Origin of the sequence: Agromyces sp. NPDC056523 (assembly GCF_042794545.1) — a bacterium.
Classification (GTDB): Bacteria; Actinomycetota; Actinomycetes; order Actinomycetales; family Microbacteriaceae; genus Agromyces.
Map to the genome: position 1 here is coordinate 44,397 of NZ_JBHTTM010000002.1, position 21,364 is coordinate 65,760.

The 21,364-nt window shown below is 72.3% G+C and carries 28 protein-coding genes; 15 read left to right on the forward strand and 13 right to left on the reverse strand.

The features are described from left to right. Positions 1-73: 73 nt before the first annotated feature. From ACFQ58_RS07165 to ACFQ58_RS07185, 5 genes are all read left to right on the forward strand, one after another. Entirely contained in the window at positions 74-490 is a 417-nt protein-coding gene (locus ACFQ58_RS07165; protein ID WP_376950393.1) for an ArsR/SmtB family transcription factor, read from the forward strand. Further along, positions 487-2,172, forward strand: coding sequence for a SulP family inorganic anion transporter (locus ACFQ58_RS07170; protein WP_376950394.1), 1,686 nt, complete (start codon positions 487-489; stop codon positions 2,170-2,172). Before ACFQ58_RS07165 ends, ACFQ58_RS07170 begins: the two co-directional genes overlap by 4 nt. Positions 2,173-2,258: 86 nt before the next feature. Further along, positions 2,259-3,050 (forward strand): glycosyltransferase family A protein, encoded by a 792-nt coding sequence (locus ACFQ58_RS07175; protein ID WP_376950395.1) that lies wholly within the window; start codon positions 2,259-2,261, stop codon positions 3,048-3,050. Positions 3,051-3,066: 16 nt separating this feature from the next. After that, complete coding sequence (locus ACFQ58_RS07180) at positions 3,067-3,372, forward strand: hypothetical protein (RefSeq protein ID WP_376950396.1); 306 nt, start codon at positions 3,067-3,069, stop codon at positions 3,370-3,372. A gap of 277 nt (positions 3,373-3,649) precedes the next feature. Further along, the gene (locus ACFQ58_RS07185; protein ID WP_376950397.1) at positions 3,650-4,492 is read left to right on the forward strand and encodes a hypothetical protein; all 843 of its coding nucleotides are present in this window, start codon (positions 3,650-3,652) and stop codon (positions 4,490-4,492) included. Between the two features lie 25 nt (positions 4,493-4,517). Here ACFQ58_RS07185 and ACFQ58_RS07190 read toward each other — a convergent pair whose 3' ends face one another. Next, positions 4,518-5,039: a MarR family winged helix-turn-helix transcriptional regulator gene (locus ACFQ58_RS07190; RefSeq protein ID WP_376950398.1), complete on the reverse strand. Its 522-nt coding sequence runs from the start codon at positions 5,037-5,039 to the stop codon at positions 4,518-4,520. Between the two features lie 40 nt (positions 5,040-5,079). Between ACFQ58_RS07190 and ACFQ58_RS07195 the strand changes: the two genes are divergently transcribed. The 3 genes from ACFQ58_RS07195 to ACFQ58_RS07205 are packed head-to-tail and all read left to right on the forward strand — an operon-like array spanning position 5,080 to position 8,469. Next, positions 5,080-6,087, forward strand: a complete 1,008-nt coding sequence (locus ACFQ58_RS07195; RefSeq protein WP_376950399.1) for a DMT family transporter — start codon at positions 5,080-5,082, stop codon at positions 6,085-6,087. Between the two features lie 28 nt (positions 6,088-6,115). Beyond that, positions 6,116-7,291 carry an AI-2E family transporter gene (locus ACFQ58_RS07200; RefSeq protein WP_376950400.1) on the forward strand — a complete coding sequence of 392 codons (1,176 nt, stop codon included), beginning with the start codon at positions 6,116-6,118 and terminating at the stop codon, positions 7,289-7,291. Between the two features lie 56 nt (positions 7,292-7,347). Beyond that, entirely contained in the window at positions 7,348-8,469 is a 1,122-nt protein-coding gene (locus ACFQ58_RS07205; RefSeq protein ID WP_376950401.1) for a YihY/virulence factor BrkB family protein, read from the forward strand. Here ACFQ58_RS07205 and ACFQ58_RS07210 read toward each other — a convergent pair. Continuing rightward, positions 8,435-8,632, reverse strand: coding sequence for a hypothetical protein (locus tag ACFQ58_RS07210; protein WP_376950402.1), 198 nt, complete (start codon positions 8,630-8,632; stop codon positions 8,435-8,437). The genes ACFQ58_RS07205 and ACFQ58_RS07210 overlap by 35 nt on opposite strands. Before the next feature lie 171 nt (positions 8,633-8,803). Between ACFQ58_RS07210 and ACFQ58_RS07215 the strand changes: the two genes are divergently transcribed. Next, positions 8,804-9,082, forward strand: a complete 279-nt coding sequence (locus ACFQ58_RS07215) for a DUF2277 domain-containing protein (RefSeq protein ID WP_376950403.1) — start codon at positions 8,804-8,806, stop codon at positions 9,080-9,082. A 36-nt stretch (positions 9,083-9,118) separates the two neighbouring features. Next, positions 9,119-10,147: a non-homologous end-joining DNA ligase gene (gene ligD / locus ACFQ58_RS07220; protein WP_376950404.1), complete on the forward strand. Its 1,029-nt coding sequence runs from the start codon at positions 9,119-9,121 to the stop codon at positions 10,145-10,147. A gap of 7 nt (positions 10,148-10,154) precedes the next feature. Here the strand turns inward: ligD and ACFQ58_RS07225 are convergent, their stop codons facing one another. Continuing rightward, entirely contained in the window at positions 10,155-10,796 is a 642-nt protein-coding gene (locus ACFQ58_RS07225) for a GTP pyrophosphokinase family protein (protein WP_376951102.1), read from the reverse strand. 184 nt (positions 10,797-10,980) lie between these two features. Next, entirely contained in the window at positions 10,981-11,391 is a 411-nt protein-coding gene (locus tag ACFQ58_RS07230) for a YchJ family protein (protein WP_376950405.1), read from the reverse strand. Between the two features lie 174 nt (positions 11,392-11,565). On the opposite strand from ACFQ58_RS07230, the gene ACFQ58_RS07235 reads away from it, so the two are divergent. Further along, positions 11,566-12,411, forward strand: a complete 846-nt coding sequence (locus ACFQ58_RS07235) for a hypothetical protein (protein WP_376950406.1) — start codon at positions 11,566-11,568, stop codon at positions 12,409-12,411. Between the two features lie 21 nt (positions 12,412-12,432). Here the strand turns inward: ACFQ58_RS07235 and ACFQ58_RS07240 are convergent, their stop codons facing one another. Genes ACFQ58_RS07240 through idi form a run of 9 tightly spaced genes read right to left on the reverse strand, consistent with a single transcriptional unit; the run spans position 12,433 to position 18,875 of the window. Then, positions 12,433-12,726: a GNAT family N-acetyltransferase gene (locus ACFQ58_RS07240; protein WP_376950407.1), complete on the reverse strand. Its 294-nt coding sequence runs from the start codon at positions 12,724-12,726 to the stop codon at positions 12,433-12,435. A gap of 23 nt (positions 12,727-12,749) precedes the next feature. Next, the gene (locus ACFQ58_RS07245) at positions 12,750-13,121 is read right to left on the reverse strand and encodes an RNA-binding S4 domain-containing protein (protein WP_376950408.1); all 372 of its coding nucleotides are present in this window, start codon (positions 13,119-13,121) and stop codon (positions 12,750-12,752) included. 31 nt (positions 13,122-13,152) lie between these two features. Next, the gene (locus ACFQ58_RS07250) at positions 13,153-14,058 is read right to left on the reverse strand and encodes a prenyltransferase (RefSeq protein ID WP_376950409.1); all 906 of its coding nucleotides are present in this window, start codon (positions 14,056-14,058) and stop codon (positions 13,153-13,155) included. Further along, positions 14,055-14,402, reverse strand: a complete 348-nt coding sequence (locus tag ACFQ58_RS07255; RefSeq protein ID WP_376950410.1) for a lycopene cyclase domain-containing protein — start codon at positions 14,400-14,402, stop codon at positions 14,055-14,057. The genes ACFQ58_RS07250 and ACFQ58_RS07255 overlap by 4 nt, the downstream gene beginning before the upstream one ends. After that, positions 14,399-14,785, reverse strand: a complete 387-nt coding sequence (locus ACFQ58_RS07260) for a lycopene cyclase domain-containing protein (protein WP_376950411.1) — start codon at positions 14,783-14,785, stop codon at positions 14,399-14,401. Before ACFQ58_RS07260 ends, ACFQ58_RS07255 begins: the two co-directional genes overlap by 4 nt. Further along, on the reverse strand, positions 14,782-16,407 hold the full coding sequence (gene crtI, locus ACFQ58_RS07265) for a phytoene desaturase family protein (RefSeq protein ID WP_376950412.1): 1,626 nt from the start codon (positions 16,405-16,407) through the stop codon (positions 14,782-14,784). The genes ACFQ58_RS07260 and crtI overlap by 4 nt, the downstream gene beginning before the upstream one ends. Then, positions 16,404-17,297 (reverse strand): phytoene/squalene synthase family protein, encoded by an 894-nt coding sequence (locus ACFQ58_RS07270; protein ID WP_376950413.1) that lies wholly within the window; start codon positions 17,295-17,297, stop codon positions 16,404-16,406. Before ACFQ58_RS07270 ends, crtI begins: the two co-directional genes overlap by 4 nt. Then, the gene (locus ACFQ58_RS07275) at positions 17,294-18,340 is read right to left on the reverse strand and encodes a polyprenyl synthetase family protein (protein WP_376950414.1); all 1,047 of its coding nucleotides are present in this window, start codon (positions 18,338-18,340) and stop codon (positions 17,294-17,296) included. Before ACFQ58_RS07275 ends, ACFQ58_RS07270 begins: the two co-directional genes overlap by 4 nt. Beyond that, positions 18,333-18,875 carry an isopentenyl-diphosphate Delta-isomerase gene (gene idi, locus ACFQ58_RS07280; RefSeq protein ID WP_376950415.1) on the reverse strand — a complete coding sequence of 181 codons (543 nt, stop codon included), beginning with the start codon at positions 18,873-18,875 and terminating at the stop codon, positions 18,333-18,335. The genes ACFQ58_RS07275 and idi overlap by 8 nt, the downstream gene beginning before the upstream one ends. Positions 18,876-19,048: 173 nt before the next feature. Here idi and ACFQ58_RS07285 point away from each other — a divergent pair, with 173 nt between their 5' ends. From ACFQ58_RS07285 to ACFQ58_RS07300, 4 genes are read left to right on the forward strand one after another with little or no spacing between them, the layout of a single operon-like run. After that, complete coding sequence (locus ACFQ58_RS07285) at positions 19,049-19,516, forward strand: NUDIX domain-containing protein (RefSeq protein ID WP_376950416.1); 468 nt, start codon at positions 19,049-19,051, stop codon at positions 19,514-19,516. A gap of 9 nt (positions 19,517-19,525) precedes the next feature. Next, positions 19,526-20,146 carry a CDP-alcohol phosphatidyltransferase family protein gene (locus tag ACFQ58_RS07290; RefSeq protein WP_376950417.1) on the forward strand — a complete coding sequence of 207 codons (621 nt, stop codon included), beginning with the start codon at positions 19,526-19,528 and terminating at the stop codon, positions 20,144-20,146. 17 nt (positions 20,147-20,163) lie between these two features. Beyond that, positions 20,164-20,664, forward strand: coding sequence for an FHA domain-containing protein (locus ACFQ58_RS07295; protein ID WP_376950418.1), 501 nt, complete (start codon positions 20,164-20,166; stop codon positions 20,662-20,664). Further along, positions 20,661-21,353, forward strand: a complete 693-nt coding sequence (locus tag ACFQ58_RS07300) for a MerR family transcriptional regulator (RefSeq protein WP_376950419.1) — start codon at positions 20,661-20,663, stop codon at positions 21,351-21,353. The genes ACFQ58_RS07295 and ACFQ58_RS07300 overlap by 4 nt, the downstream gene beginning before the upstream one ends. The last annotated feature ends 11 nt before the right edge of the window (positions 21,354-21,364 follow it).

Sequence of the window (21,364 nt, forward strand, 5' to 3'; positions counted from 1 at the left end):
GTCTGCTGGGGGAAAACGCATTCGGCAACCGTCGTGCGGGATCACGACTGGTCAGCTGGCGCATAATGGATTGATGGATTCATCAATCCATGAAGGAGTCGCCGTGTTCACCGACGCCAGTCGTCCGCTCTACGAGGTCAAGGCCAACCTGTTCAAGGGCCTCGCACACCCGGTGCGCGTGCGCGTGCTCGAGGTGCTCGCCGTCTCACCCGATGACGAGACGCCTGTCGCAGACCTGCTCGACGCGACGGGTCTCGAGGCATCCCACCTCTCGCAGCATCTCGCCGTGCTCAGGAACTACGGCCTGGTCACTGCGGAGCGACGCGGCAACCAGGTCGCCTACCGGCTCGCGTACCCGCAGGTCGCCGACCTGCTGCGCGTCGCGCGCGTCCTCCTCGGCGAGATCCTCGAGGACACCGAGCGCCAGCTCGTCGCGCAGTCGGGCCTGCCCGAGCTGCGGGCCGCGACGGGCCCGGCGGCCCGCGCATGACCGACACCGCCGCGCGACGCGCCGCACGCGGCATCCGCTCGCTGCTGCCCTCGACTGCGGACTACCGCGACCTGCGGCGCACGTGGAAGGGCGACCTCGTCGCAGGTGTCACGGTCGGCATCGTGGCGCTCCCGCTCGCGCTCGCGTTCGGGGTGAGTTCGGGCGCGGGCGCCGCCAGCGGGCTCGTCACCGCGATCGTCGCCGGGCTCGTGGCGGCCGTCTTCGGCGGCTCGAACGTCCAGGTGTCCGGGCCGACCGGCGCCATGGTCGTCGTGCTCGCCCCGATCATCGCGACGCACGGGACCAGCGCGCTCGCGGTCGTCGGGCTGCTCGCCGGCCTCATGGTGCTCGCGGCCGGCGTGCTCCGGCTCGGGCGGGCGGTCACCTTCATCCCCTGGCCGGTGATCGAGGGGTTCACGCTCGGCATCGCGGTCATCATCTTCCTGCAGCAGGTGCCCGCCGCCGTCGGGGTGCCCGCCACCGAGGGCGCGAACGCCGTCGTCGGAGCGATCGACGCGATCCTGCGTGCGTCGTGGCCGGATGCCGCGTGGTCGCTGGCGGTCGTCGCGGCCGTCGCGGCGATCATGCTCGTGGCCCCGCGCGTGCACCGGCTCGTCCCCGGCTCGATCCTCGGCATCATCGTCGTGACCGCGATCACCGCGCTCGCCGGGCTTCCCGTGGCCACGATCGGCGCCCTGCCGAGCGGGCTGCCCATGCCCGCGATCCCGGTGGTCGCTCCCGACACGCTCACCTCCCTGCTCCTGCCCGCCGCGACGGTCGCCGCGCTCGCCGCGATCGAGTCGCTGCTGTCGGCACGCGTCGCTGCCTCGATCTCCGACACCGGGCCGTACGACGCCGACCGCGAGCTCGTCGGCCAGGGCCTCGCGTCGATCGCCTCCGCCGCCTTCGGCGGCATGCCGGCGACTGGGGCCATCGCGCGCACCGCGGTGAACGTACGCACCGGTGGGCGCACCCGGCTCGCGGCGATCGTGCACGCGGTCCTGCTGGCGGGCATGGTCGCGCTCGGGGCGACGGTCGTCGGCGCCATCCCGCTCGCGGCGCTCGCGGGCGTGCTCATGGTGACCGCCGCGCGCATGATCCCGCTCGCCACCGTGCGCACCGTCGTGGGGTCGACGCGCGCCGACGCGGCCGTGTTCGTCGGGACCGCGATCATCACGGTGAGCGTCGACCTCATCACGGCCGTCCTCGTCGGCGTCGCCGTCGCCGCGTTCCTCGCGCTCCGGTCGGTCGCGCGCTCGAGCGGCGTGCACCGGGAGGAGCTGCCTGCACCGGCCGAGCCGGGCGACGAGCGGGTCGCGCTGTTCCGACTCGAGGGCGCCCTGTTCTTCGGCGCGGCCGAGCGCATGCTCGAGCGGGTCGCGGCGCTCCGCGACGTCGACGTCGTGATCATCCGGATGTCGCAGCTGCAGCTGCTCGACGCCACCGGCGCGCAGGTGATCACCGAGCTGATCCACGCGCTCGAGCGGCGTGGCGTCACCGTGCTCGTGAAGGGCATCCAGGGTCGTCACCTCGAACTGGCGCGCCGCGTCGGGGTGATCGACTCGCTGCGGGATCGCCGGCACCTGTTCGACGAACTGCCCGCCGCCGTCGAGCACGCCCGCAGCCACGTGCGCCGCGCGGCGGTCCCGGGCGGATCGGGAGCGGGAACGGGGATCGCGTAACGCGTCCCGTTCGCGCCGCGCTGCGCCGTCCCGGCGTGCCGCGCAAGCCCTCCCGGCGCGTCGCGTCGATCCGGCACGATGGGCGCATGCACCCGGCGCCGACGATCTCGGTCGTGATCCCCGTCAAGGACGACGCGGTGCTGCTCCGGCGTTGCCTGGCCGCGCTCGCAGACCAGCGTGATTCGCCCGACGAGGTGATCGTGGTCGACAACGGGTCGACGGATGGCTCGGCCGACGTCGCACGAGAGCGCGGCGCCCGGGTCGTGTCCGAGTCCCGGCCCGGCATCCCCGCCGCGTCGGCGCGCGGCTTCGACGAGGCGGTCGGCGAGGTGATCGCTCGGCTCGATGCGGACTGCGTGCCGCCGGCCGACTGGATCCGGCGCATCCGCTCCGCGTTCACGGACGATGCCGTGCTCGACGCGATCACGGGTCCGGCGCGCTTCATCGACGGACCGCGCGCGCTCCGCCCGCTGCTGTCCGCCATCTACCTCGGGAGCTACGTGGCGACGGTCGCTCCCGCTCTCGGGCATGTGCCGCTGTTCGGCTCGAACCTGGCGCTCCGCCGCGACGCGTGGCGCGCGGTGCGCGAGGACGTGCATCGTGACGACCTGCTCATGCACGACGACATGGACCTCTCGGTGCACCTGGGACCCTGCCGTCGGTTCCGGTACGACTCCGGCCTCGGGATGGGCATCTCGATGCGCGCGCTCGGCGGGGACGTGCGACTGCGGTTCCGCCGCGGCGTGCACTCCATCGTCGCCCACTGGCCGGAGGAGTTCCCCGCGCGACGATGGCGACGACGGGCGGCATGGATGGCGTCGCACACGTCGGGGGAGCGGGAGGCCCGCGATCCGGGGCGGCGAGGTCGTCGCGCGTGAACGGAGCGACGTACGATTGAGGCACGTCGGCCGGGGCGCTCTGGAGGGAGCAGCACTGGCCACGTGGCATCCGATTCTCGCCGCCGACGAACCCGAACCGGGCCGGTGGCGGCTGGTCGACTCGATCGGGCACGAGTACGGCCGGGTGACGATCGTCCGCGTCGACGGCGAGGTCCGGTACCGCGCGGAATTCGAGGGCGCGCTGCTCGGCTGGGGCACCACGCTCCGCGGCGCGTGCGAGCGCGTGCATCGGGCGTTCGTGCGCTCCCACGGGCCGGGGGACTGGCAGGGATATCCGGATTTCTCGCACGGCCGGAAGTGAGGCGCCGGGCCGACGTCCGACCGCGAATCCGGTACCCGAATGCGTGGGAGACCGTCCTCCGTTTGGATGACTTTCACAGGAAAAGGGCACGACTCATGGAGGAAAGGTCTGCAGACTAGCGACTTCGCCGCGGCGACCCCCCATCTGCACCGAGACGAGAGAACGCTCGGCCGTACTGACAGCACGTGCGGGCCGGCCTACGAGATCTATGCGCAACTTGAAGAGTTCCCCCAGTACCACCACGCCCACCCGCCCCCTCGACGCGAACCGTGCTCGAGTGCGTCGCGTCCGCCGCAACCGCAAGTCGATGGTGATCGGCGCCAGCGCGGTCGTCGCGGTCGGGGCCGTCGTCGGCTCCGGCTTCGCGGTCCAGTCGGCGGTCGCCGACCAGAACCTCCGCGTCACCGAGACGGCGGCGCTCGCCGAGGCCCGAGACCGCGGCATCGACCAGCTCGATGCGCAGGGCAGCCTCCTCGAGGCCCACGCCGTGAAGCAGGCCGAGGACACGCTCGCCGTCGCAACCGACACCATCGCCGCGGCGAAGGGCAAGGCGGATGCCGCCGACCTCGCGTCCACGGTCGCGAGCCTCGAGGATTACACCTACCTCGCCCCCGAGCGCGTGTTCGAGCTGGCGGACGCCGCCGCCTCGGGCGTCGACGACGTGAAGGCCGACATCGCCGCGTTCGACAAGAAGGCCGCCGAGAAGGCGGCTGCTGCGAAGGCCGCGGCCGAGAAGGCCGCCGCCGAGAAGGCCGCCGCCGATGCCGCCGCGCAGGAGTCCTCGTCGCCGTCGTACCCGAGCGGTCCGGCCAACCCGAGCGGCGCGCAGGCGATCGCCCGCGACCTCATGTCCTCGATGTACGGCTGGGGCTCCGACCAGTTCGGCTGCCTCGTCTCGCTCTGGGACCGTGAGTCGGGCTGGAACGTCTACGCCCAGAACCCCTCGAGCGGCGCGTACGGCATCCCGCAGGCCCTGCCCGGCGACAAGATGGCCACGGCCGGTGCCGACTGGGCCACCAACGCGGCCACCCAGATCAAGTGGGGCCTCGGCTATATCGCCGGCCGCTACGGCACCCCGTGCGGCGCCTGGTCGCACTCGGAGTCGGTCGGCTGGTACTGATCCAGCCCCCATCCCGAACCATCGCTCACCCGGTGGCCGGCGCCTCGAAGGCTGCCAGCCACCGGGTGAGCGCGTCTTCCAGGGCATGACGGTCGGCGTCGCCGATCGCGGCGAGCAGTCGGTGCTCGTTGGCGATGTGCGCCGTCATGACGGCGTCGATGAGCTCGCGCCCCCCGGGCGTGAGCGCGATGACCCGCCCGCGGCCGTCGGTCTCGCTCGCGCGTCGCGTGACGAGCCCGCGCTGCTCGAGTCGGTCGATCCGCTTCGTCATCGCGCCGCTCGTGACCATGGTCGATGCGGCCAGGTCGCTCGGCGTCCGTTCGTAGGGGGCGCCCGCGCGTCGGAGCGTCGCGAGGACATCGAACTCGCCCTCCGCGAGCCCGAATCGTCCGTACACGGCGACGAGTTCCTCGGTGAGCGCGTTCGCCAGCCGGTGCAGGCGGCCGATCACGCCCTGCGGTGAGACATCGAGGTCGGGCCGTTCGCGGCGCCACTCCGACATGATGCGGGCAACGTGATCGGGGTGCTCGGCGACGCGATCGGTCATGAGGTGGATTCTATCTTCCATGGAAGATATAGTGCCTTCCATGGAAACTATCTGGCGTTGGGTGCTGGTGACCGCGATCGCGCCGATCGCGTGGGGGAGCACCTACTACGTGACGCGCGAGTTCCTGCCGTCCGACGCTCCGCTGTGGGGCGCGGTGCTGCGGGCACTGCCCGCGGCGGTGCTCCTGCTCGTCGTGCGACCGATCCGCCCGCGTGGCGCATGGTGGTGGCGAGCCCCGATCCTCGGGGCGCTCAACGTCGGGATCTTCTTCGCGCTGGTCTACGTCGTCGCGCAACTGCTCCCGACGAGCGTCGCCTCGACCGTCATGGCCACCTCGCCCGCCGTCATGATGCTGCTCGCCTGGCTGCTCGCCGATGAGCGGCTCCGCGTCGTGCCGCTCATCGGCGCGGCGATCGGGCTCGCCGGGGTCGTGCTCCTGCTGTCGGCCGACGCGGGCGCCATCGACCCCGTCGGCGTGGTGGCATCCGTCACCGCCATGCTGCTCTCGTCGCTGGGCTACGTGCTCGCCAAGCGCTGGAAGGACGACACCGACGTGCTGGCGGTGACCTGGTGGCAGCTGCTCACGGGCGGCGCGATGCTCGTCCCGGCGGCGCTCGTGGTCGAAGGAGCGCCACCCGCGCTCGACGGCGCCGGCGTCGCCGCGTTCGCCTACGTCAGCATCGTCGCGACGGCCGTCGCCTTCGTCGCCTGGTTCGGCGGACTCGCGCACCTTCCCGCCGGAACGGTCGGGCTCGTCGGCCTGCTCAACCCGGTCACCGGCGTGCTGCTCGGCGTGCTGCTCGCCGGCGAGGTGCTCGGCGCATTGCAGGTCGCGGGGCTCGTCCTCGTCCTCGCCGGCATCCTGCTGGGCCGGGGCCGCCTCCTCCCGCTTCGAGGAACGCGTGCGTCGACGGGGACCGAAGTCCCGAACGCCCCGGTCGCTCCGGTGCTAGCGTCCGCGGAAGGAGCCGCCGCCGCTGCTCCACGACCCGATGATCGGGGGACGCATGGTCCGTCGCTGGTGGCACCGCGAGAAGTCCACGCCTGAGCCGGCTCCGAAGGCCGTGGACGGCAGCGTGAGCACGATCGATGCATCGACGCAGTGGGCGCTGCCGCGGGCGACGGTGATCCTGCTCGGGCTCGCCGCCTTCGTCGTCGTCACGTTCGGGATCGGAGCGATGCGCGGGGTGGTCGGCCCCGTCTTCTTCGCCCTCGTGCTCACGATCTGCGTGCATCCGGCCCGCCGATGGATGGAGGGCCGCGGAGTCCCGCGCGGGCTCGCGACCGTCATCGCGATCCTCGCCGTGTTCGGTCTGCTCGCCGGCTTCTTCGCCGCGCTCCTGTTCGCGCTCGCGCAGTTCACCACCCTGCTGCCGCAGTTCGCCCCCCAGATCGAGGATGCCGCGGCACAGCTCGGATCGTTCCTGACCTCGATCGGCTTCGGGCCCGAGCAGGTCACCACGATCATCGACGGATTCGAGCCCTCGCGCGCCGCCGACCTCATCACGGCCGTGCTGGGCGGCATCTCGGGGATCGTGTTCGGTCTCGTGGTGCTGCTCACGCTGCTCATCCTCATGGCGCTGGACGCCACGTTCGTCCCCGCGATCCTCCGCCAGATGCAGATGCGCCGCCCCACGCTCGTGGTCGCGCTCGCCTCGTTCGGCAGCAGCGTCCGCCGTTACATGGTCATGACCACGCTGCTCGGCATCGCCCAGGGCGTGCTGAACTGGCTCGCGCTCCTGGTGCTCCAGGTCCCCGGCGCCGCACTATGGGGCCTGCTGTCCTTCATCTGCAGCTTCATCCCGAACATCGGCTACTTCATCGCGATCATCCCGCCGCTCGTGTTCGGCTACCTCGTCGGCGGGATCCCGACCGTCATCGCCGTGATCGTCATCTACGGCATCGTCAACGCGGTCGTGCAGTCCATCGTCCAGCCCAGGGTCATCGGCAACGCCGTCCAGCTGAGCCAGAGCATCACGTTCGCCTCGGTGCTGTTCTGGGCGGCCGTGCTGGGCGCAGTGGGCGCCATCCTCGCGGTGCCGCTGACCCTCCTGGGGCGCACGATCCTGGTCGACGCCGATCCCAGGATGTCGTGGTGGCGGCCGGTCACGGGCGACGTCGGCGAGGCGAAGCTCCTCGCCGCCGAGCTCGTCGCCGAGAACCGGGCACAGTCGAAGGCGCAGCGCGCCGAGAACCGGGCACAGTCGAAGGCGCAGCGCGCTGAGAAGGCCGCGAGGAAGAACGGCGGCTGACGGCCCGCCCGTGTCAAGGCGATGTCCGACGCGGCATCCATCGCTACCCTGACGGCATGAACGAGCAGACCCGAGGCCCGGCGCCGCGAGGCGGCGGATTCCGGGCACGGGTGACGCGCCTCGTGGAGTGGGTGCTCAGCACGAAGCCGGCCAGGGCGTTCCTGCTCTACCAGGAGCAGCACGGCGCGATGCTGGCCGACAGCGTGACCTATCGCACGCTCTTCTCGGTCTTCGCGGGCACGTTCCTCGGCTTCGCCATCGCCGGGATCTGGCTGTCCGGCAATCCCGACGCGATCGAGGCGATCGTCGCCACCGTGAGCGACCTCATCCCCGGGCTCGTCGGCGAGGGTGCCGTCATCGATCCCGACGACCTCATCCAGCCGATCACGCTCAGCATCGCCGGCGCGATCGCCCTCGTCGGCACGGTCGGCGCCGCCATCGGCGCGATCGGATCGCTGCGGGTCGCGCTGCGCACGCTCGCCGGGATCCCGGATGACACGACGTTCTTCGTGTGGCAGCTGCTGCGCGACCTGGTCATCGCCGTCGCCTTCGGGCTGCTCCTCGTCGCGGGCGCCGCGATCACGGTCATCGGCACGAGCGCGATCAGGACCGCGCTCGGCTGGCTGGGCCTGTCATCGGTCGGATGGCTCCCCGAAGGCGGTTCGCAAGCGGTCTCGATCCTCGTCGCCTTCGTCATCGACACGGTCGTCATCGCCGGGCTGTTCCGGTTGCTGTCGGGGCTGCGGCCGCGCGCGCGTGCGCTGTGGTCGGGCGCGATGCTCGGCGGTCTCGGACTGACCGTGCTGCAGGTGCTCTCGGGGCTGTTCGTCGGCGGCGCGCGCAGCAACCCGCTGCTCGCCTCGTTCGGATCGCTCATCGCCCTGCTGATCTGGCTCAACCTCTCGAGCCAGGTGGTCCTCATCGCGAGCGCGTACGTGATCACGGGCGTCGACGAGGAACGCGATCGCGTCGCCGCCAGGTACGGCGCCACCTCGATGGCGTTGCGCCGTCTCAGGCGAGCCGAACGCCGGGCAGCGGATGCCGCCGCGGAGGTCGCCGCGGCACGTGACGCGCTGCCCGGGGTCGTCGATCCGGTGCGAGCCGGCGCGACCCGTCGTGATCGCGCCGGCTCGCGACTCGGCGCTAGCGGAGCGGCCGGTCGCCGCGGTCGTCGGTGAACTCGATCACCTCGACCTCTTCGACGACCACGTCGTCATCGCCCCAGTCGCCGTCGTCGTCGACGGTGTCGGTGCCGGCGACGGCCTCCTTCGGCACCTCTGCGTCCAGCGGCAGCTCCGAGTCCGTGTACTCGCCCTCGATCGGGTCGTGCGGCTGCATCATGCTCACTCTCCGTTCGTCGGACCGTGATCCGCGCGGTGCGGCGGCCGCTGCCCACCGTAGGCCCGGGCACCGCCGTCCGGCAGGGGATTGACGGCGCATCCGGCCCTCGGTACGCCCCTCGCTGCCGCCCCCGCCCTCGACGGAGTCGGCGCCCGGGGTTAGGCTCCCCGCATGTGCAGGAACATCCACACCCTCCACAACTTCGAGCCCGCCGCCACCAGCGAGGAGGTGCGCGCCGCGGCCCTCCAGTACGTCCGCAAGGTCAGCGGGTCGACGCATCCGTCGAGGGTCAACCAGGCGGCGTTCGACCTCGCCGTCGAGGAGATCGCGCACGCCACGCAGCACCTGCTCGACCACCTCACGACGTCGGCACCCCCGAAGGACCGCGAGGTCGAGGCCGCGAAGGCCCGCGCTCGCGCCGCGCAGCGCTACGCCACGATGAGCGCCTGACGCACGGCGTCGGCGGCGAGCGGTAGCGTCGTGCCCATGGCCGGCGACGCGGTGACCCTGCACATCCCCGGACCCGACGGCGAGCGCGCCGTGCGGGTCTCCAGTCCCACACGGGTGCTCTGGCCCGAGGCGGGCATCACCAAGGTCGAGCTCGCCGAGTACCTCGTCGCCGTGGGGCCGGCGTTCGTCGAGGCGAACGGCGGCCGGCCGGTGTCGCTCGAGCGGTTCCCCGAGGGCGTCGAGGGCGAACGGTTCTTCTCCAAGAATCCGCCGCGCGGAGCGCCCGAGTGGATGCGCGACGTCACGGTCGCCTATCCGAGCGGCCGGCGGCATCCGCAACTCGTCGTCGACGAACCGGCGGGTGCGGTGTGGGCCGCCCAGATGAACACCGTGGTGTTCCATCCGTGGGCCTCGCGCGCCGACGCGACCGACCTCCCCGACCAGCTGCGAGTCGACCTCGACCCGCAACCCGGCACGGGCTTCGCCGAGGCGGTCCCGGCCGCGCTGGCCCTGCGCGAGCTGCTGGCCGAGGTCGGGCTCACCGGGTTCGTGAAGACCTCGGGCAATCGCGGCATCCACGTGTTCGCGCCCATCGAGCCCGAGCACGAGTTCCTCGACGTCCGTCACGCCGTCATCGCGCTCGCGCGTGAGCTCGAACGTCGCATGCCCGAGCAGGTGACGACCGCGTGGTGGAAGGAGGAGCGCGGCGAGCGCATCTTCCTCGACTTCAACCAGGCCAACCGGGATCGCACGATGGCGGGTGCGTACAGTCCGCGTGCCCTCGCGAACGCGGCCGTCTCGTGCCCGCTGGAGTGGAGCGAGCTCGAGCACACCGAGCCGGCCGACCACACGGTCCGGACCGTGCCCGCCCGCCTCGCGGAGCGCGGTGACCCGTGGCAGGGCATGCACGATGCGCCCGGCCGCATCGACACGCTCCTGGAGTGGTGGCAGCGCGACCTCGACGACGGTCTGACCGAGCTGCCGTTCCCGCCCGACTTCCCGAAGATGCCCGGCGAGCCGACTCGCGTGCAGCCGAGCCGGGCGAAGAAGCCCGAGGGGGAGTGACCGGGGCTCAGGCGAGCGTCGGCCCGGTGCGGGCGTGCGGCGGCGCGCCGTGCACGGTGCGGTGCAGCCGTTCCATCCGGGCGTCGAGCTCGGCCGCCGTGCGGGCGGCGTCCGTGAGCTGGTCGAGCAGTTCGCCGGGGACGACCCGGTCGTACTTGTAGTAGATCTTGTGCTCGAGGCTCGCCCAGAAGTCCATCGCGATCGTGCGGATCTGCACCTCGACGCGGACGGGATGCGCGCCGGTCGACAGGAACACGGGCACCTCGACGATCAGGTGCAGGCTCTGGTACCCGTTCGCCTTGGGCTCGGCGATGTAGTCCTTGACCCGGATGACGCGAACGTCCTCCTGTGCGGTGAGCAACTCGGCGATCCGGTAGGCGTCCGAGACGAAGCTGCACGTGACCCGCACGCCGGCGATGTCGGTCACCGTCTCGCGGATCGCGTCGAACGAGGGTTCCACGCCCTTCCGGCGCATCTTGTCGACCACGCTGTCGAGGCTCTTCAGCCGGCTCGAGATGTGCTCGATCGGGTTGTAGGCGTGCGCCTGGCTGAACTCCTCGCGCAGGATCGAGAGCTTGGTGATCACCTCGTCCATGCCGAACTTGTAGCGCAGCATGAACCGCTCCGTCTCGTCGCGGAGTGCTCGCATCTCGTCGAGCGTGCTGCCGTCGATGCGGTCGAGCGTGCGCTGCGCTCGGGCCGTCAGCATCGAGGGCGACGGGTGTCGGGCGGGCGGGGTTCCGTCGAGCGGCGTCACGGCGTCCACGGTACGTGGCCAACCTCGGGGTTGCCTCTGTGCCGCCGATGCGTCCGCCATGACCGGCTGCGCCCGTTCAGGCGATCCCGTCGACGTACTGCCATCGATCACGGCGGACGAACCGGCTGGTCTCGTGGAGCACGCCGCGCTCGCCCTCGTCGGCGTACCGTGCGGCGAACTCGACGACGCCCTCACGATCGAGGGGACCGCCCCCTTCGGTACGGATGATCTCGAGCGAGCGCCACGTGAGGTTCGGGTCGAGCTCGAGCGATGCCGGCCGGGTCGACGGATGCCACGTGGCGAGCAGGTACGCCGTGGCGCCGACCACGTACGCCGTGTACCTGGGTCGCATGAGCTGCACCGCGGTGGGTGCCGGTGCGCCGCCGAGGAACGGGGCGCAGCACTCGGCGAAGGGGTGTCCTGAGCGGCACGGACAGCGTTCGGCGGGCTGGAGGACCGGGAAGCCGGAGCGGTCGGGGAGGGGCATGCACCCAGTGTGGCGCACGGCATGGCGATCACCGTCTGCCCAGCCGAAGCCGAGGATTCATTCAGAATCATGGGGCAGGGTGGTGGGCTTGTGTGCCAGGGCGTCCTCGCCCGGGCCCGTCCATGCCCCTGCTCGGAGGGCCCCCGACCCCCGGATCCGAGCCCTTCGAACGCTATGCAGATCGACGCTCACACCACCCCCATCACCCCCACCACCCCCCGGCCCCGAGTCTCCGCGCCCACCCCCGCCGCCTCACGGCGAACGCTGCGCCGCCGTCGCAACGGCCGCCGTCGCCTCGTCGTCGGCGCCGTCCTCGCGACCGGCCTCGTCGCGGGGACCGGCCTCACCGTGCAGTCCGCGCTCGCCGGGCAGCGCGTCGCCGAGACCACCGCGATGACGGAGGCCACCGGCCTCGCCACCGACCAGCTCGGCGCGTACGCGGGCATCGCCGCCGCGAAGACCCACGCCGAGGCAGAGGACACCCTCACCCTCGCGGAGGACACCCTCGCCGCGGTCGAGGGCAAGGTCGATGCCGGCGACCTCGCTTCGTCCGTCGCCTCGCTGGGCGACTACGAGGCACTGCCGCTCGACGACGTCCGCACGCTGACCGCCGAGACCGAGGCGAAGATCCAGGCGGCGATCGACGGAGCCGCCGCGCACGACCGTGCCGCTGCCGCACGTGCCGCCGCCGACGCGCTGGCGCGTGCGAACACGCCGGAGGGCGCGAAGCAGACCGCCCGGGAGATGGGCGCCGCCCAGTACGGCTGGGGCGAGGGCGAGTTCCAGTGCCTGGTGCAGCTGTGGACCAAGGAGTCGGGCTGGAACTACCAGGCGACGAACGCCTCGAGCGGTGCCTACGGCATCGTGCAGGCCTGGCCCGCCGAGAAGCTCGCGACCGCCGGCGCCGACTGGCGCACGAACGCGGCCACCCAGATCAAGTGGGGCCTCGACTACATCTCGCGCGGGTACGGCTCGCCGTGCGCCGCGTGGGGCCACTCGCAGTCGCTCAACTGGTACTGATCGGCTCGTACTGATCCACGCTCACGCCGTGCGCGGGTCGAGCAGGTGGCGCCGGTCGGGATGCCGGTCGAACCACTGGTCCACGTACCAGCAGCTCGGCACGATGCGCAGCTGCGTGCGCTCCTCGACGTCGTCGACGGCGAACCGCACGAGCTCGGCGGCGAGGCCGCTGCCGCGGTAGGGCGGGTTGGTGAAGGTGCGGACGAAGGCGACGGTGTCGCCCAGCTCCCGGTAGTCGAGCACGCACGCGACCTGGCCGTCGAGCCTGAGGACGTACCGGCGGAGTTCGGGTTCGTGGGCGAGGTCCTTGGTCACGGTCTCAGGCTAGCCCTGCGCCGTCACCGTCCGCGCAGGCGGTCCAGGTCGCGGCGCTCGCGCTTGGTCGGGCGTCCGGCGCCACGGTCGCGCACCGCGACGGTCGGCACCGCGTCGCGCGGCGGGGGAGGCGGGGTCCGGTCCTCCGCGGCGGTCGATGCGACCTCGGCCGAGACGCGCTTCACGAGCGGGCGTCGCACGATCAGGATCCGGTCGAACCCGTGCAGGCGCACGCGCACCTCGTCGCCCGGGCGGACCGGCTGCGCGGCCTTGGCTCGATCGCCGTTCACGCGCACGTGGCCGGCGCGGCACGCGGCGGTCGCGGCCGACCGCGTCTTGCACACGCGCACGGCCCACAGCCACGCGTCCACCCGTGCCGACTCGAGCTCCGCCATCCCACCAGCGTAGGCCGGGTCGGGTGGCCGCTCAGCGGATCAGCGCCCACCAGATCATGAGCATCGTCACGGCGAAGCCGACGAAGTAGTTGATCAGGATGAAGGACCGCCATCCGCGGTTCGACTCGCCCGATGCGGCATCCGTCACCGAGCGGTACGGCCACGCCGCCCAGAGATACGGCAGCACGAGCAGGGCCGCGAGCGGACCCGGCCACGGCGTCGCGAGCATCAGCAGGCTCGCCGCAGCCCACAGGCCGAGCGCGAGCCGGACCGTCGCCGCAGCGCCGAACGCGGTGGCCACCGAGGCGATGCCCGCCGCACGATCGGGCACGACGTCCTGCACCGCGCCGAAGGCATGGCTGGCCATGCCCCAGCAGAAGAACGCCGCGAGCAGAGCCACGAGCGGCCACGTGAACTCCGCGCCCGCGACCGCGAGTCCGTAGACGGCCGGGCTCACGAAGTGCGTGCTCGAGGTGATCGAGTCCAGCAGCGGGCGTTCCTTGAATCGGAGACCCGGCACGGAGTAGGCGAACACGGCGAACAGGCTGACCGCCAGCACGACCCACGACCATGGCTCGCCCGTCCCCGCCAGCCACAGCATCGCGATGAGCAGCGGCGCGGACGTGAGCACGCCCGCCCACACGACGGCGCGATGCAGGCTCGGATCGAGCAGGGCGCCCTCGGCGCCGCCCTTGCGGGGATTGCGCAGGTCGGACTCGTAGTCGAAGACGTCGTTGATGCCGTACATGAGCAGGTTGTACGGGATGAGGAAGAACAGCGTGCCGACCACGAGGAGCGCGTCGACCTCGCCTGTGGTCAGCACGTACGCGGCTGCGAACGGGAACGCCGTGTTGATCCAGCTGATCGGACGCGACGAGAGCAGCACCTGCCCGGCGCGATGGCGGAGGCCGCCACCATGCGTCGACGCGCCGCTCACCGGTCGGCGTCCGCTCGATCGGAGGTGGGGCGGCGCGGCGCCCATCGACGTGCAGCGCGGTCGAACAGCCCCGGCAGCAGGAGCACGCCGGCCAGCGGGTACAGGAAGTCCTCGATCGGCGCGAGGCCGATGGCGAGACCCAGTCGATGCGCGTCGTCGTAGGCGACGATCCCGGTCGCGACGATCAGTGAGTCGAAGACGGCGGTCAGCACGACCAGCACCACGGCGGCGATCAGCATCGCGAGCAGGCGGCTGCGCCTCGCGGTGCGCTCGCGAGGGCGCCACGCCCACGCCCCGGCGCCGGCGAGCCCGAGGAAGGGCAGGCTCATGAGGAGGTAGGTCATGGGCGGCGCTGCTCCTCCTCGCGGGGCGCGACCGTGGTCGAGCCGGATGCCTCGTCCGCGCGGACCGCGCGGGCGCGCAGCATCTGCTCGACCCCCAGCACCAGCACCAGCGTCAGGTAGCACAGGAAGGCGAGGAACACGGGCTCCTCGAGCGGCAGTTCGGGTGCGAGCTCGATCCCGGTCACGATCTCGGAGCGGCCCCGGAAGAACACGCCGAGCAGGATGCCCGCCGCGTCCCACGCCAGGAAGTACACCACGCCCGACACGATGGTCACCGCGGCCGCGATCGGCGCCCGCCAGAACGCCAGCCGCCAGCGGGCGTCGATGAGCGCCATGCACGCGATGGCGACGAGCAGGCCCCCGAGGTAGGCGAATCCCGTCATGCGCGCGCCGTGCCCGAGGTCGCGCTCCGCGCGGCGACCTCGAGCGTCGCGTCGGGCGACGGCTCGGCCACCGGCCCGGCGGAGCGGTCGCCGCGCACGCGCTTCAGCACGTTCTCGGCGCTGATCAGGCACATCGGCAGGCCGATCCCCGGCACCGACGACCCGCCCGCGTAGTACAGGCCGTCGACGCGCCGCGAGCGATTGGTCCCGCGCAGGAACGCGCTCTGCCGCAGCGTGTGCGCCGGGCCGAGTGCGCCGCCCTGCCACGAGTTCAGGTCCTCGGCGAAGTCGGCAGGCCCGACGGTGCGGCGCACCACGATCCGATCGGCCAGCGCGTCGCCGCCCGCCGCCTCGGCGATCCGCGCGATCGCCCGGTCGACCGCCTGCTCCACGAGGCGGTCGCCCGCGCCGTCCAGCCCACCCCGGCCGATCGCGGGGTCGGCCGGCACGGGGACGAGGACGAACAGGTTCGAATCGCCCTCGGGCGCGACGGTCGGATCGGTCGCGCTCGGCATGCACACGTAGAACGAGGCCGGATCGGGGATGTGCGGGTCGGAGCCGAAGATCGCGCCGAAGTTGCGCGTCCAGTCCTCGGTGAAGAACAGCGTGTGATGGGCGAGCCCGGGCACGGGCCCTCGGATGCCGAGCATGGCGAGCACCGCCCCCGGGCCTGACGTGCGGCGGTCCCACCACGTCTCGGGATAGGTCTGCGCGGCGCGGGGGAGCAGCTCGGTCTCGGTGTGGTGCAGGTCGGCGGCTGAGATCACGCGATGCGCCGGTGCGACGACCGCACGCCCGGTCGCATCGCGGAAGCGCGCACCCGCCACGGCGGGCCGCGCGTCGCCCGACAACTCGATCGCCTCGACGCGCGCGCCCGTCACGATCTCGACGCCGGCGCCGATCGCGATCGCCGTGATGCGTTCGATGAGCGCCGAGAACCCGCCCCGCGGGTAGAACACGCCCTGTTCGAGGTCCATGTGGCTCATCAGGTGGTACATGGCCGGCGTCGCATCGGGCGACGAGCCGAGGAACACCGCGGGGTAGCCGAGCACCTGGCGGAGCCGCCGATCGTGCACGGCGTGCGCGGCGAACCGGTCGAGCGGCGTCGCGAGCAACCGGGCCAGCCGGCCCGAGCGGCGCAGCACCTCTCCGGTCAGCAGGGTGCGCGGATCGTCGAAGTTCGTGTACAGGAACCGGCGGCGCGCGATGTCATAGGTGGATGCCGCGGAGTCGAGGTAGCGCTCGAGCGCCGCGCCGGCGCCCGGCTCGACCGACTCGAACAGCGCGACGTTCTCGGCGCGCGTGGGCCGGAGGTCGAGCGGGTCGTCGTAGCCCTCGGCGTGGACCCGGTAGCCCGGATCCAGCCGGACCAGGTCGAGCTGCTCGGCTGCGCTCGTGCCGAACAGGCGGAAGAAGTGGTCGAAGACCTCGGGCATGAGGTACCACGACGGGCCGGTGTCGAAGCGGAACCCGTGGCGCTGCCAGCTGCCCGCCCGGCCGCCGAGTTCGTCCCGCGCCTCGAGGAGCGTCACCCGGTGCCCGTCGCGCGCGAGCAGTGCGGCCGTCGCGAGGCCGGCGATGCCCCCGCCGATCACGACCATGCGCTCGGACGCGCCGATCATCGCCTGCCTGCTCCGGTGCCGAGCGCCGAACGCACCGCGATGGCGAGCTTCTCGCCGTCGGGCACGCGGATGCGCGTCGCCATGATCTCCGCCGCGGGGGTCGCTCGGCATCGCGCGGTGAGGCTCGCGAAGAGGCCGTGCGCCGCCGACACCGCCGCTCGTGCGCGACGCGGCAGGTCGGGGAGGCTGCGACGCGCGACCTCGAGGTCGCGATCGATGTCGTCGAGGATCGCCGTCTTGTCGGCCTCGGTGAACGCGTCGGGGTCGATGGCGGGGAAGTAGTTGCGGCCGAGTGTCTGCCAGTCGACGGCGAGGTCGCGCAGGAAGTTGATCTTCTGGAACGCGGCGCCGAGGTGGATCGCACCCTGCTCGAGCCGTGCACGCCGGGCGTCATCGGGACGAGCGGGCTCGCCGACGAGGAAGACCGCGAGGCACATGAGGCCGATCACCTCGGCGGACCCGTGGATGTACGGCCCGATCTCCGAGTCGGAGAAGGGCGCGGGATCGAGGTCGCGCCGCATCGACGCGAAGAAGGGCTGCGTGAGCTCGGAGCCGAAGCCGGCCTCGCGGGCGACAGCGGCGAAGGCGTGCACCACCAGGTTGGCGGAGTACCCCGATGCCACCGCCTGCTCGACCTCGGCCTCGAGTCCGTCGAGCACCGCCTGCTGCTGCTCGGGCGAGAGCCCGGCCTCGGCCGCCGCACCGTCGACGATCTCGTCGGCGACGCGCACGAGCGCGTAGATGGAGCGGACCCTGCGCCGCGCGTCCGGATCGAGCAGGCGCGCCGCCGCGCCGAACGAGGTGGAGTAGCGCGCGATCACGGTCGCCGAGCTCGCCGTCGCGGCATCCGAGTACCGTGCCAGCGTCGACCCGCGCTCGTGCCGGTTCATCGCACCCGCTCCACGGCGCGCTGGGCGAACTCGCCGAGCTCTGCGCGGAGCCCGTCCGGCAGGCCGGCGGCGTCGAGTTCGTGCCGCGCCAGCGTCACGTGCTCGCAGGCGAGCGCGATCGCGGCGTCGAGCGCTCCGCAGCGGAGCAGCTCGTCGCGGATCGCGTCGGCTTCAGCCTCGGCGAGAGCGGGATCGCCGAGGCGGTCCGAGATCGCGGTCCACGACGGCGTGGTCGCCGCGTGCGCGATGAGGGCCGTGCGCTTGCCCTCGCGGAGGTCGGCCGACGACGACTTGCCCGTGACCACCGGATCGCCGAAGACGCCGAGCACGTCGTCGGCGATCTGGAAGGCCACGCCGACCAGGCGGCCGAAGCGGCAGAGCGCGGCGACGGACTCGTCGTCGGCACCGGCGAGCACGGCGCCCGCCGCGAGCGGCGCCTCGCAGGAGTACACGGCGGTCTTGTGCTCGAGGGTTGCGAGGACCGACTCGATGGCCGGCGTCGTGCCCCGCAACGAGGACACCACGTCGGACAGCTCGCCGGCCGCCGAGACGAACACGGCGTGATCGAGGATGTCGAGCAGCGCCTCGCGGCACTCGCGCGCGACCGGCAGCATCGCCAGCTCGCGATGTGCGCGGCTCAGGGCCAGGTCGCCCGCGAGGACCGCCGCGGTCTCGCCCCAGACGGCGCTCGCCCGTTCGTCGGCGCCGTGCGCGAGCGCGCGTGCCGCGAATCGCCCTGCCACGTTCGGCGCCCCTCGGCGCACGAGGTCGCGGTCTATGAGATCGTCGTGGATCAGGAACGCCGTGTGGAGCAGCTCGAACGCCAGGGCCACCCTCGTGACGAGGCCGCGGTCATCGCCCCCGAACCCGCGGTACGCCGACCAGACGAGCCGTGGCCGGACCCGCTTGCCGCCCGTGCTCTGGTGCTCGATCGACTCCCACAACGCCGCGTAGTGTCCGCCGTAGGGGCCTGCACGCACGCGGGCCTCGGCGAAGAAGGCGCGAAGCTCCTCGTCGATCGCCGAGTCGAGCAGTTCAGGCACGGAAGAGCTCCAGCTCCTTGGCCTGGAGGACGAGCCAGGGGCTGAACGCCCAGGGCGTCGCCTCGACCGCGGTCGCGAGCGCACGCGGCTCGACCCACCTGTACTCGACGACCTCACGTGGGTTGGGATCGGGCTGGCCCGACGCCACCGCGACGTACACCGGGCACACCTCGTTCTCGACGACGCCGTTGGCGTCCGTCGCGCGATACCGGAAGAGGGGGAGTGCGAGCTCGACGGACTCGAGCTCGAGTCCGAGCTCGTGGTCGGCGCGCCGGTGCACCGCGTGCAGCAGGGGTTCGGCGGGCTTGGGGTGCCCGCAGAACGAGTTCGTCCACACCCCCGGCCACGTCTGCTTCGTCGTCGCGCGGCGGGTGACCAGGACTTCGCCGATGGGGTTGACCACGTGGCACGAGAACGCGAGGTGGAGGGCGGTGTCGGGGCCGTGCGCGGCGCTCTTGGGCGCGCGACCGATCGGGGTGCCCGACTCGTCGAGGAGCACGACCTCGTCTTCGACGGTCTCGGTCGTCTGCTGCATGGTGGCTCCCTTGTCGCTGCCTGCCGGTGCCGGACTCGCGGTCCGTTCCATGAAGCTAGCAGCGGGGGTGGGCACCGGGAACAACCGAAAGTTGGACCGGTCGGCCCGGCACCGCACCGCGATGCCGCGGCGCGAGGGGCGCCCGGCGCGGCGGCGTGCGGCATGCTGGAACGATGACGGGCGAGAGCGGCGACGGATGGGTCCACGGTCCGGACGGGGCCCGCTACTGGGGCCGGTACGGCGCTGCCGGCCTGCTGGTCGTGGAGCCGAGCGGCGCGGTGCTGCTGCAGCATCGCGCCGCGTGGAGCCACTTCGGCGGGACCTGGGGAATCCCCGGCGGCGCACGTCACCTCGGCGAGTCCGCGTTCGAGGCCGCGCTGCGCGAGGCCACGGAGGAGGCGGGGCTGCCCCAGGGGCTCGTGGTCGCCCGCTTCGAGAGCGTGCTCGACCTGGGCTACTGGTCGTACACGACGGTCGTCGCCGACGCCGCGCAGCGCTTCGAGCCGCGACTGGCCGACCCCGAGAGCATCGCGCTGCGGTGGACGGCGGCCGACGACGTGGACGCGCTGCCGCTCCATCCCCGCTTCGCCGAGGCCTGGCCCGCGTTGCGCGCCCGGCTCGAGCGGGGTGCCGCTGGATAGGATCGACCCGTGGGTGGGCAGAACACGGGGGTGTCGACGCGGATCTGGACGGTGCCGAACGTCCTCAGCATGCTCCGCCTGCTGCTCGTGCCGGTCTTCCTCGTCCTCGTGGTGGCCGGCGAGTACGTGCCAGCGCTGGTCGTGCTCGTGGCGGCGAGCCTCACCGACCTGCTCGACGGGTTCCTCGCGCGGCGATTCGACCAGGTCACGCGGCTCGGCCAACTGCTCGATCCGGCCGCCGACCGCCTCTACATCTTCGCCGCGCTGATCGGGCTCGCCGCGAACGAGCTCGTGCCATGGTGGATCGTCATCGTCATCGTGGCGCGCGACGCCCTGATCGTCGTGCTCGGCGTCGTGCTGGCCAACCACGGCTACGGTCCGCTCCCGGTGCACCAGCTCGGCAAGGCCGCGACCTTCGCACTGTTCACCGGGCTCCCGGTGATCATGCTCGGACTGGCGTTCCCGGCGGTGCAGCCGGTGAGCGAGCCCTTCGGCTGGGCGGTCACGCTGTGGGGCGCATTCCTCTACTGGTGGGCGGGCATCATCTACGCGATCGAGACCGCCCGCGTCGTGCGTGTTGCTCGGGTGTCGGGCCCACCCGCATCCGATACGCTTGAGCAGGGAGGTTAGCGGTGGCGGATTCCGACATGAACCAGGCCGGTGCGGGCGACGAGGTGCGAGAGCCCTCCACGCAGACCTCCGCGCACGAGATGAACGCGGCGAACGACACCACGATGGGATTCAGCCGCGAGGCGGCGGCCCAGCTCAGTGCGCTCGACAGCGACGTCTCGGCCGCCGAGCAAGAGGCGATCGCCGCGCTGCCATCCGGGTCGGCACTGCTCATCGTGCGCCGCGGGCCGAACGCCGGAGCGCGATTCCTCCTCGACACCGATGTCACCACAGTCGGCCGCCATCCCGACGCCGACATCTTCCTCGACGACGTGACGGTCTCCCGCAAGCACGCCGAGTTCGTGCGCCACCGCACGGCGTTCGAGGTCCGCGACCTCAATTCGCTCAACGGCACCTACTTCGACGGCGTGCGCATCGACACCGCACTGCTCAGCGACGGCGCCGAGGTCCAGATCGGCAAGTACCGCCTCACGTTCTACGCCTCCCGACGCGACCTCTCGCCGGCGGGCACCGGGTGACCGAGGGCGCCGCCGCGCGGCGTCCGGCCCACGCCCCGCCGCTGCTCGGCATCGGCCAGGTCCTGGCGAAGCTCCAGCCGGAGTTCCCCGACCTGACCCCGTCGAAGCTGCGGTTCCTCGAGGAGCAGGGGCTCGTCACCCCATCGCGTACGGCCGCGGGGTATCGCAAGTTCTCGCCGGCCGACGTCGAGCGGCTGCACCTCGTGCTCGCCATGCAGCGCGATCACTACCTCCCGCTCAAGGTGATCCGTGCCCATCTCGAGGCGGTCGACGCCGGGTCGGCGCCGGCGCTGCCGGGCGCGGTCAGCGCCGCGGCCGTCCAAGCTACCGCGAACCGCTACTCCCGCGACGAGCTCATCCGCGAGGCGCGAGCCACGCCGAACCTGCTCGACGACGCCATCGCGGCCTCGGTGATCCGCCCGGCCGACGTGTACGGCCGTGACGCGCTCGACGCGTTGCGGGCGCTCGCCGCCCTGCGCGCGGTGGGCATCGAGCCGCGGCACCTGCGCGGCCTGAGGGCGGCCGCCGAGCGCGAGGCCGCGCTGATCGAACAGGCCATCGCGCCCGAGCGGCGCCCCGACGCAGCCGGCCGCGCGCGCACCGCAGAACGCGCGCGAGAGCTCGCCGACCACCTCGCCGTGGTCCACGGGAGCGTCCTCCAGCGCGCCCTCGACGGCCTCTCGCGCTGAGCCGATCGACC

What these genes read in the sequence shown, in the direction of transcription:
- ACFQ58_RS07165 (WP_376950393.1), top strand. Translation starts at nt 74, where the DNA reads ATGGATTCATCAATCCATGAAGGAGTCGCCGTGTTCACCGACGCCAGT.
- ACFQ58_RS07170 (WP_376950394.1), top strand. Translation starts at nt 487, where the DNA reads ATGACCGACACCGCCGCGCGACGCGCCGCACGCGGCATCCGCTCGCTG.
- ACFQ58_RS07175 (WP_376950395.1), top strand. Translation starts at nt 2,259, where the DNA reads ATGCACCCGGCGCCGACGATCTCGGTCGTGATCCCCGTCAAGGACGAC.
- ACFQ58_RS07190 (WP_376950398.1), bottom strand. Translation starts at nt 5,039, where the DNA reads ATGACCGATCGCGTCGCCGAGCACCCCGATCACGTTGCCCGCATCATG.
- ACFQ58_RS07195 (WP_376950399.1), top strand. Translation starts at nt 5,080, where the DNA reads ATGGAAACTATCTGGCGTTGGGTGCTGGTGACCGCGATCGCGCCGATC.
- ACFQ58_RS07205 (WP_376950401.1), top strand. Translation starts at nt 7,348, where the DNA reads ATGAACGAGCAGACCCGAGGCCCGGCGCCGCGAGGCGGCGGATTCCGG.
- ACFQ58_RS07210 (WP_376950402.1), bottom strand. Translation starts at nt 8,632, where the DNA reads ATGATGCAGCCGCACGACCCGATCGAGGGCGAGTACACGGACTCGGAG.
- ACFQ58_RS07215 (WP_376950403.1), top strand. Translation starts at nt 8,804, where the DNA reads ATGTGCAGGAACATCCACACCCTCCACAACTTCGAGCCCGCCGCCACC.
- ligD (WP_376950404.1), top strand. Translation starts at nt 9,119, where the DNA reads ATGGCCGGCGACGCGGTGACCCTGCACATCCCCGGACCCGACGGCGAG.
- ACFQ58_RS07225 (WP_376951102.1), bottom strand. Translation starts at nt 10,796, where the DNA reads ATGCGAGCACTCCGCGACGAGACGGAGCGGTTCATGCTGCGCTACAAG.
- ACFQ58_RS07230 (WP_376950405.1), bottom strand. Translation starts at nt 11,391, where the DNA reads ATGCCCCTCCCCGACCGCTCCGGCTTCCCGGTCCTCCAGCCCGCCGAA.
- ACFQ58_RS07235 (WP_376950406.1), top strand. Translation starts at nt 11,566, where the DNA reads ATGCAGATCGACGCTCACACCACCCCCATCACCCCCACCACCCCCCGG.
- ACFQ58_RS07245 (WP_376950408.1), bottom strand. Translation starts at nt 13,121, where the DNA reads ATGGCGGAGCTCGAGTCGGCACGGGTGGACGCGTGGCTGTGGGCCGTG.
- ACFQ58_RS07255 (WP_376950410.1), bottom strand. Translation starts at nt 14,402, where the DNA reads ATGACCTACCTCCTCATGAGCCTGCCCTTCCTCGGGCTCGCCGGCGCC.
- ACFQ58_RS07260 (WP_376950411.1), bottom strand. Translation starts at nt 14,785, where the DNA reads ATGACGGGATTCGCCTACCTCGGGGGCCTGCTCGTCGCCATCGCGTGC.
- crtI (WP_376950412.1), bottom strand. Translation starts at nt 16,407, where the DNA reads ATGATCGGCGCGTCCGAGCGCATGGTCGTGATCGGCGGGGGCATCGCC.
- ACFQ58_RS07270 (WP_376950413.1), bottom strand. Translation starts at nt 17,297, where the DNA reads ATGAACCGGCACGAGCGCGGGTCGACGCTGGCACGGTACTCGGATGCC.
- idi (WP_376950415.1), bottom strand. Translation starts at nt 18,875, where the DNA reads ATGCAGCAGACGACCGAGACCGTCGAAGACGAGGTCGTGCTCCTCGAC.
- ACFQ58_RS07285 (WP_376950416.1), top strand. Translation starts at nt 19,049, where the DNA reads ATGACGGGCGAGAGCGGCGACGGATGGGTCCACGGTCCGGACGGGGCC.
- ACFQ58_RS07295 (WP_376950418.1), top strand. Translation starts at nt 20,164, where the DNA reads ATGAACCAGGCCGGTGCGGGCGACGAGGTGCGAGAGCCCTCCACGCAG.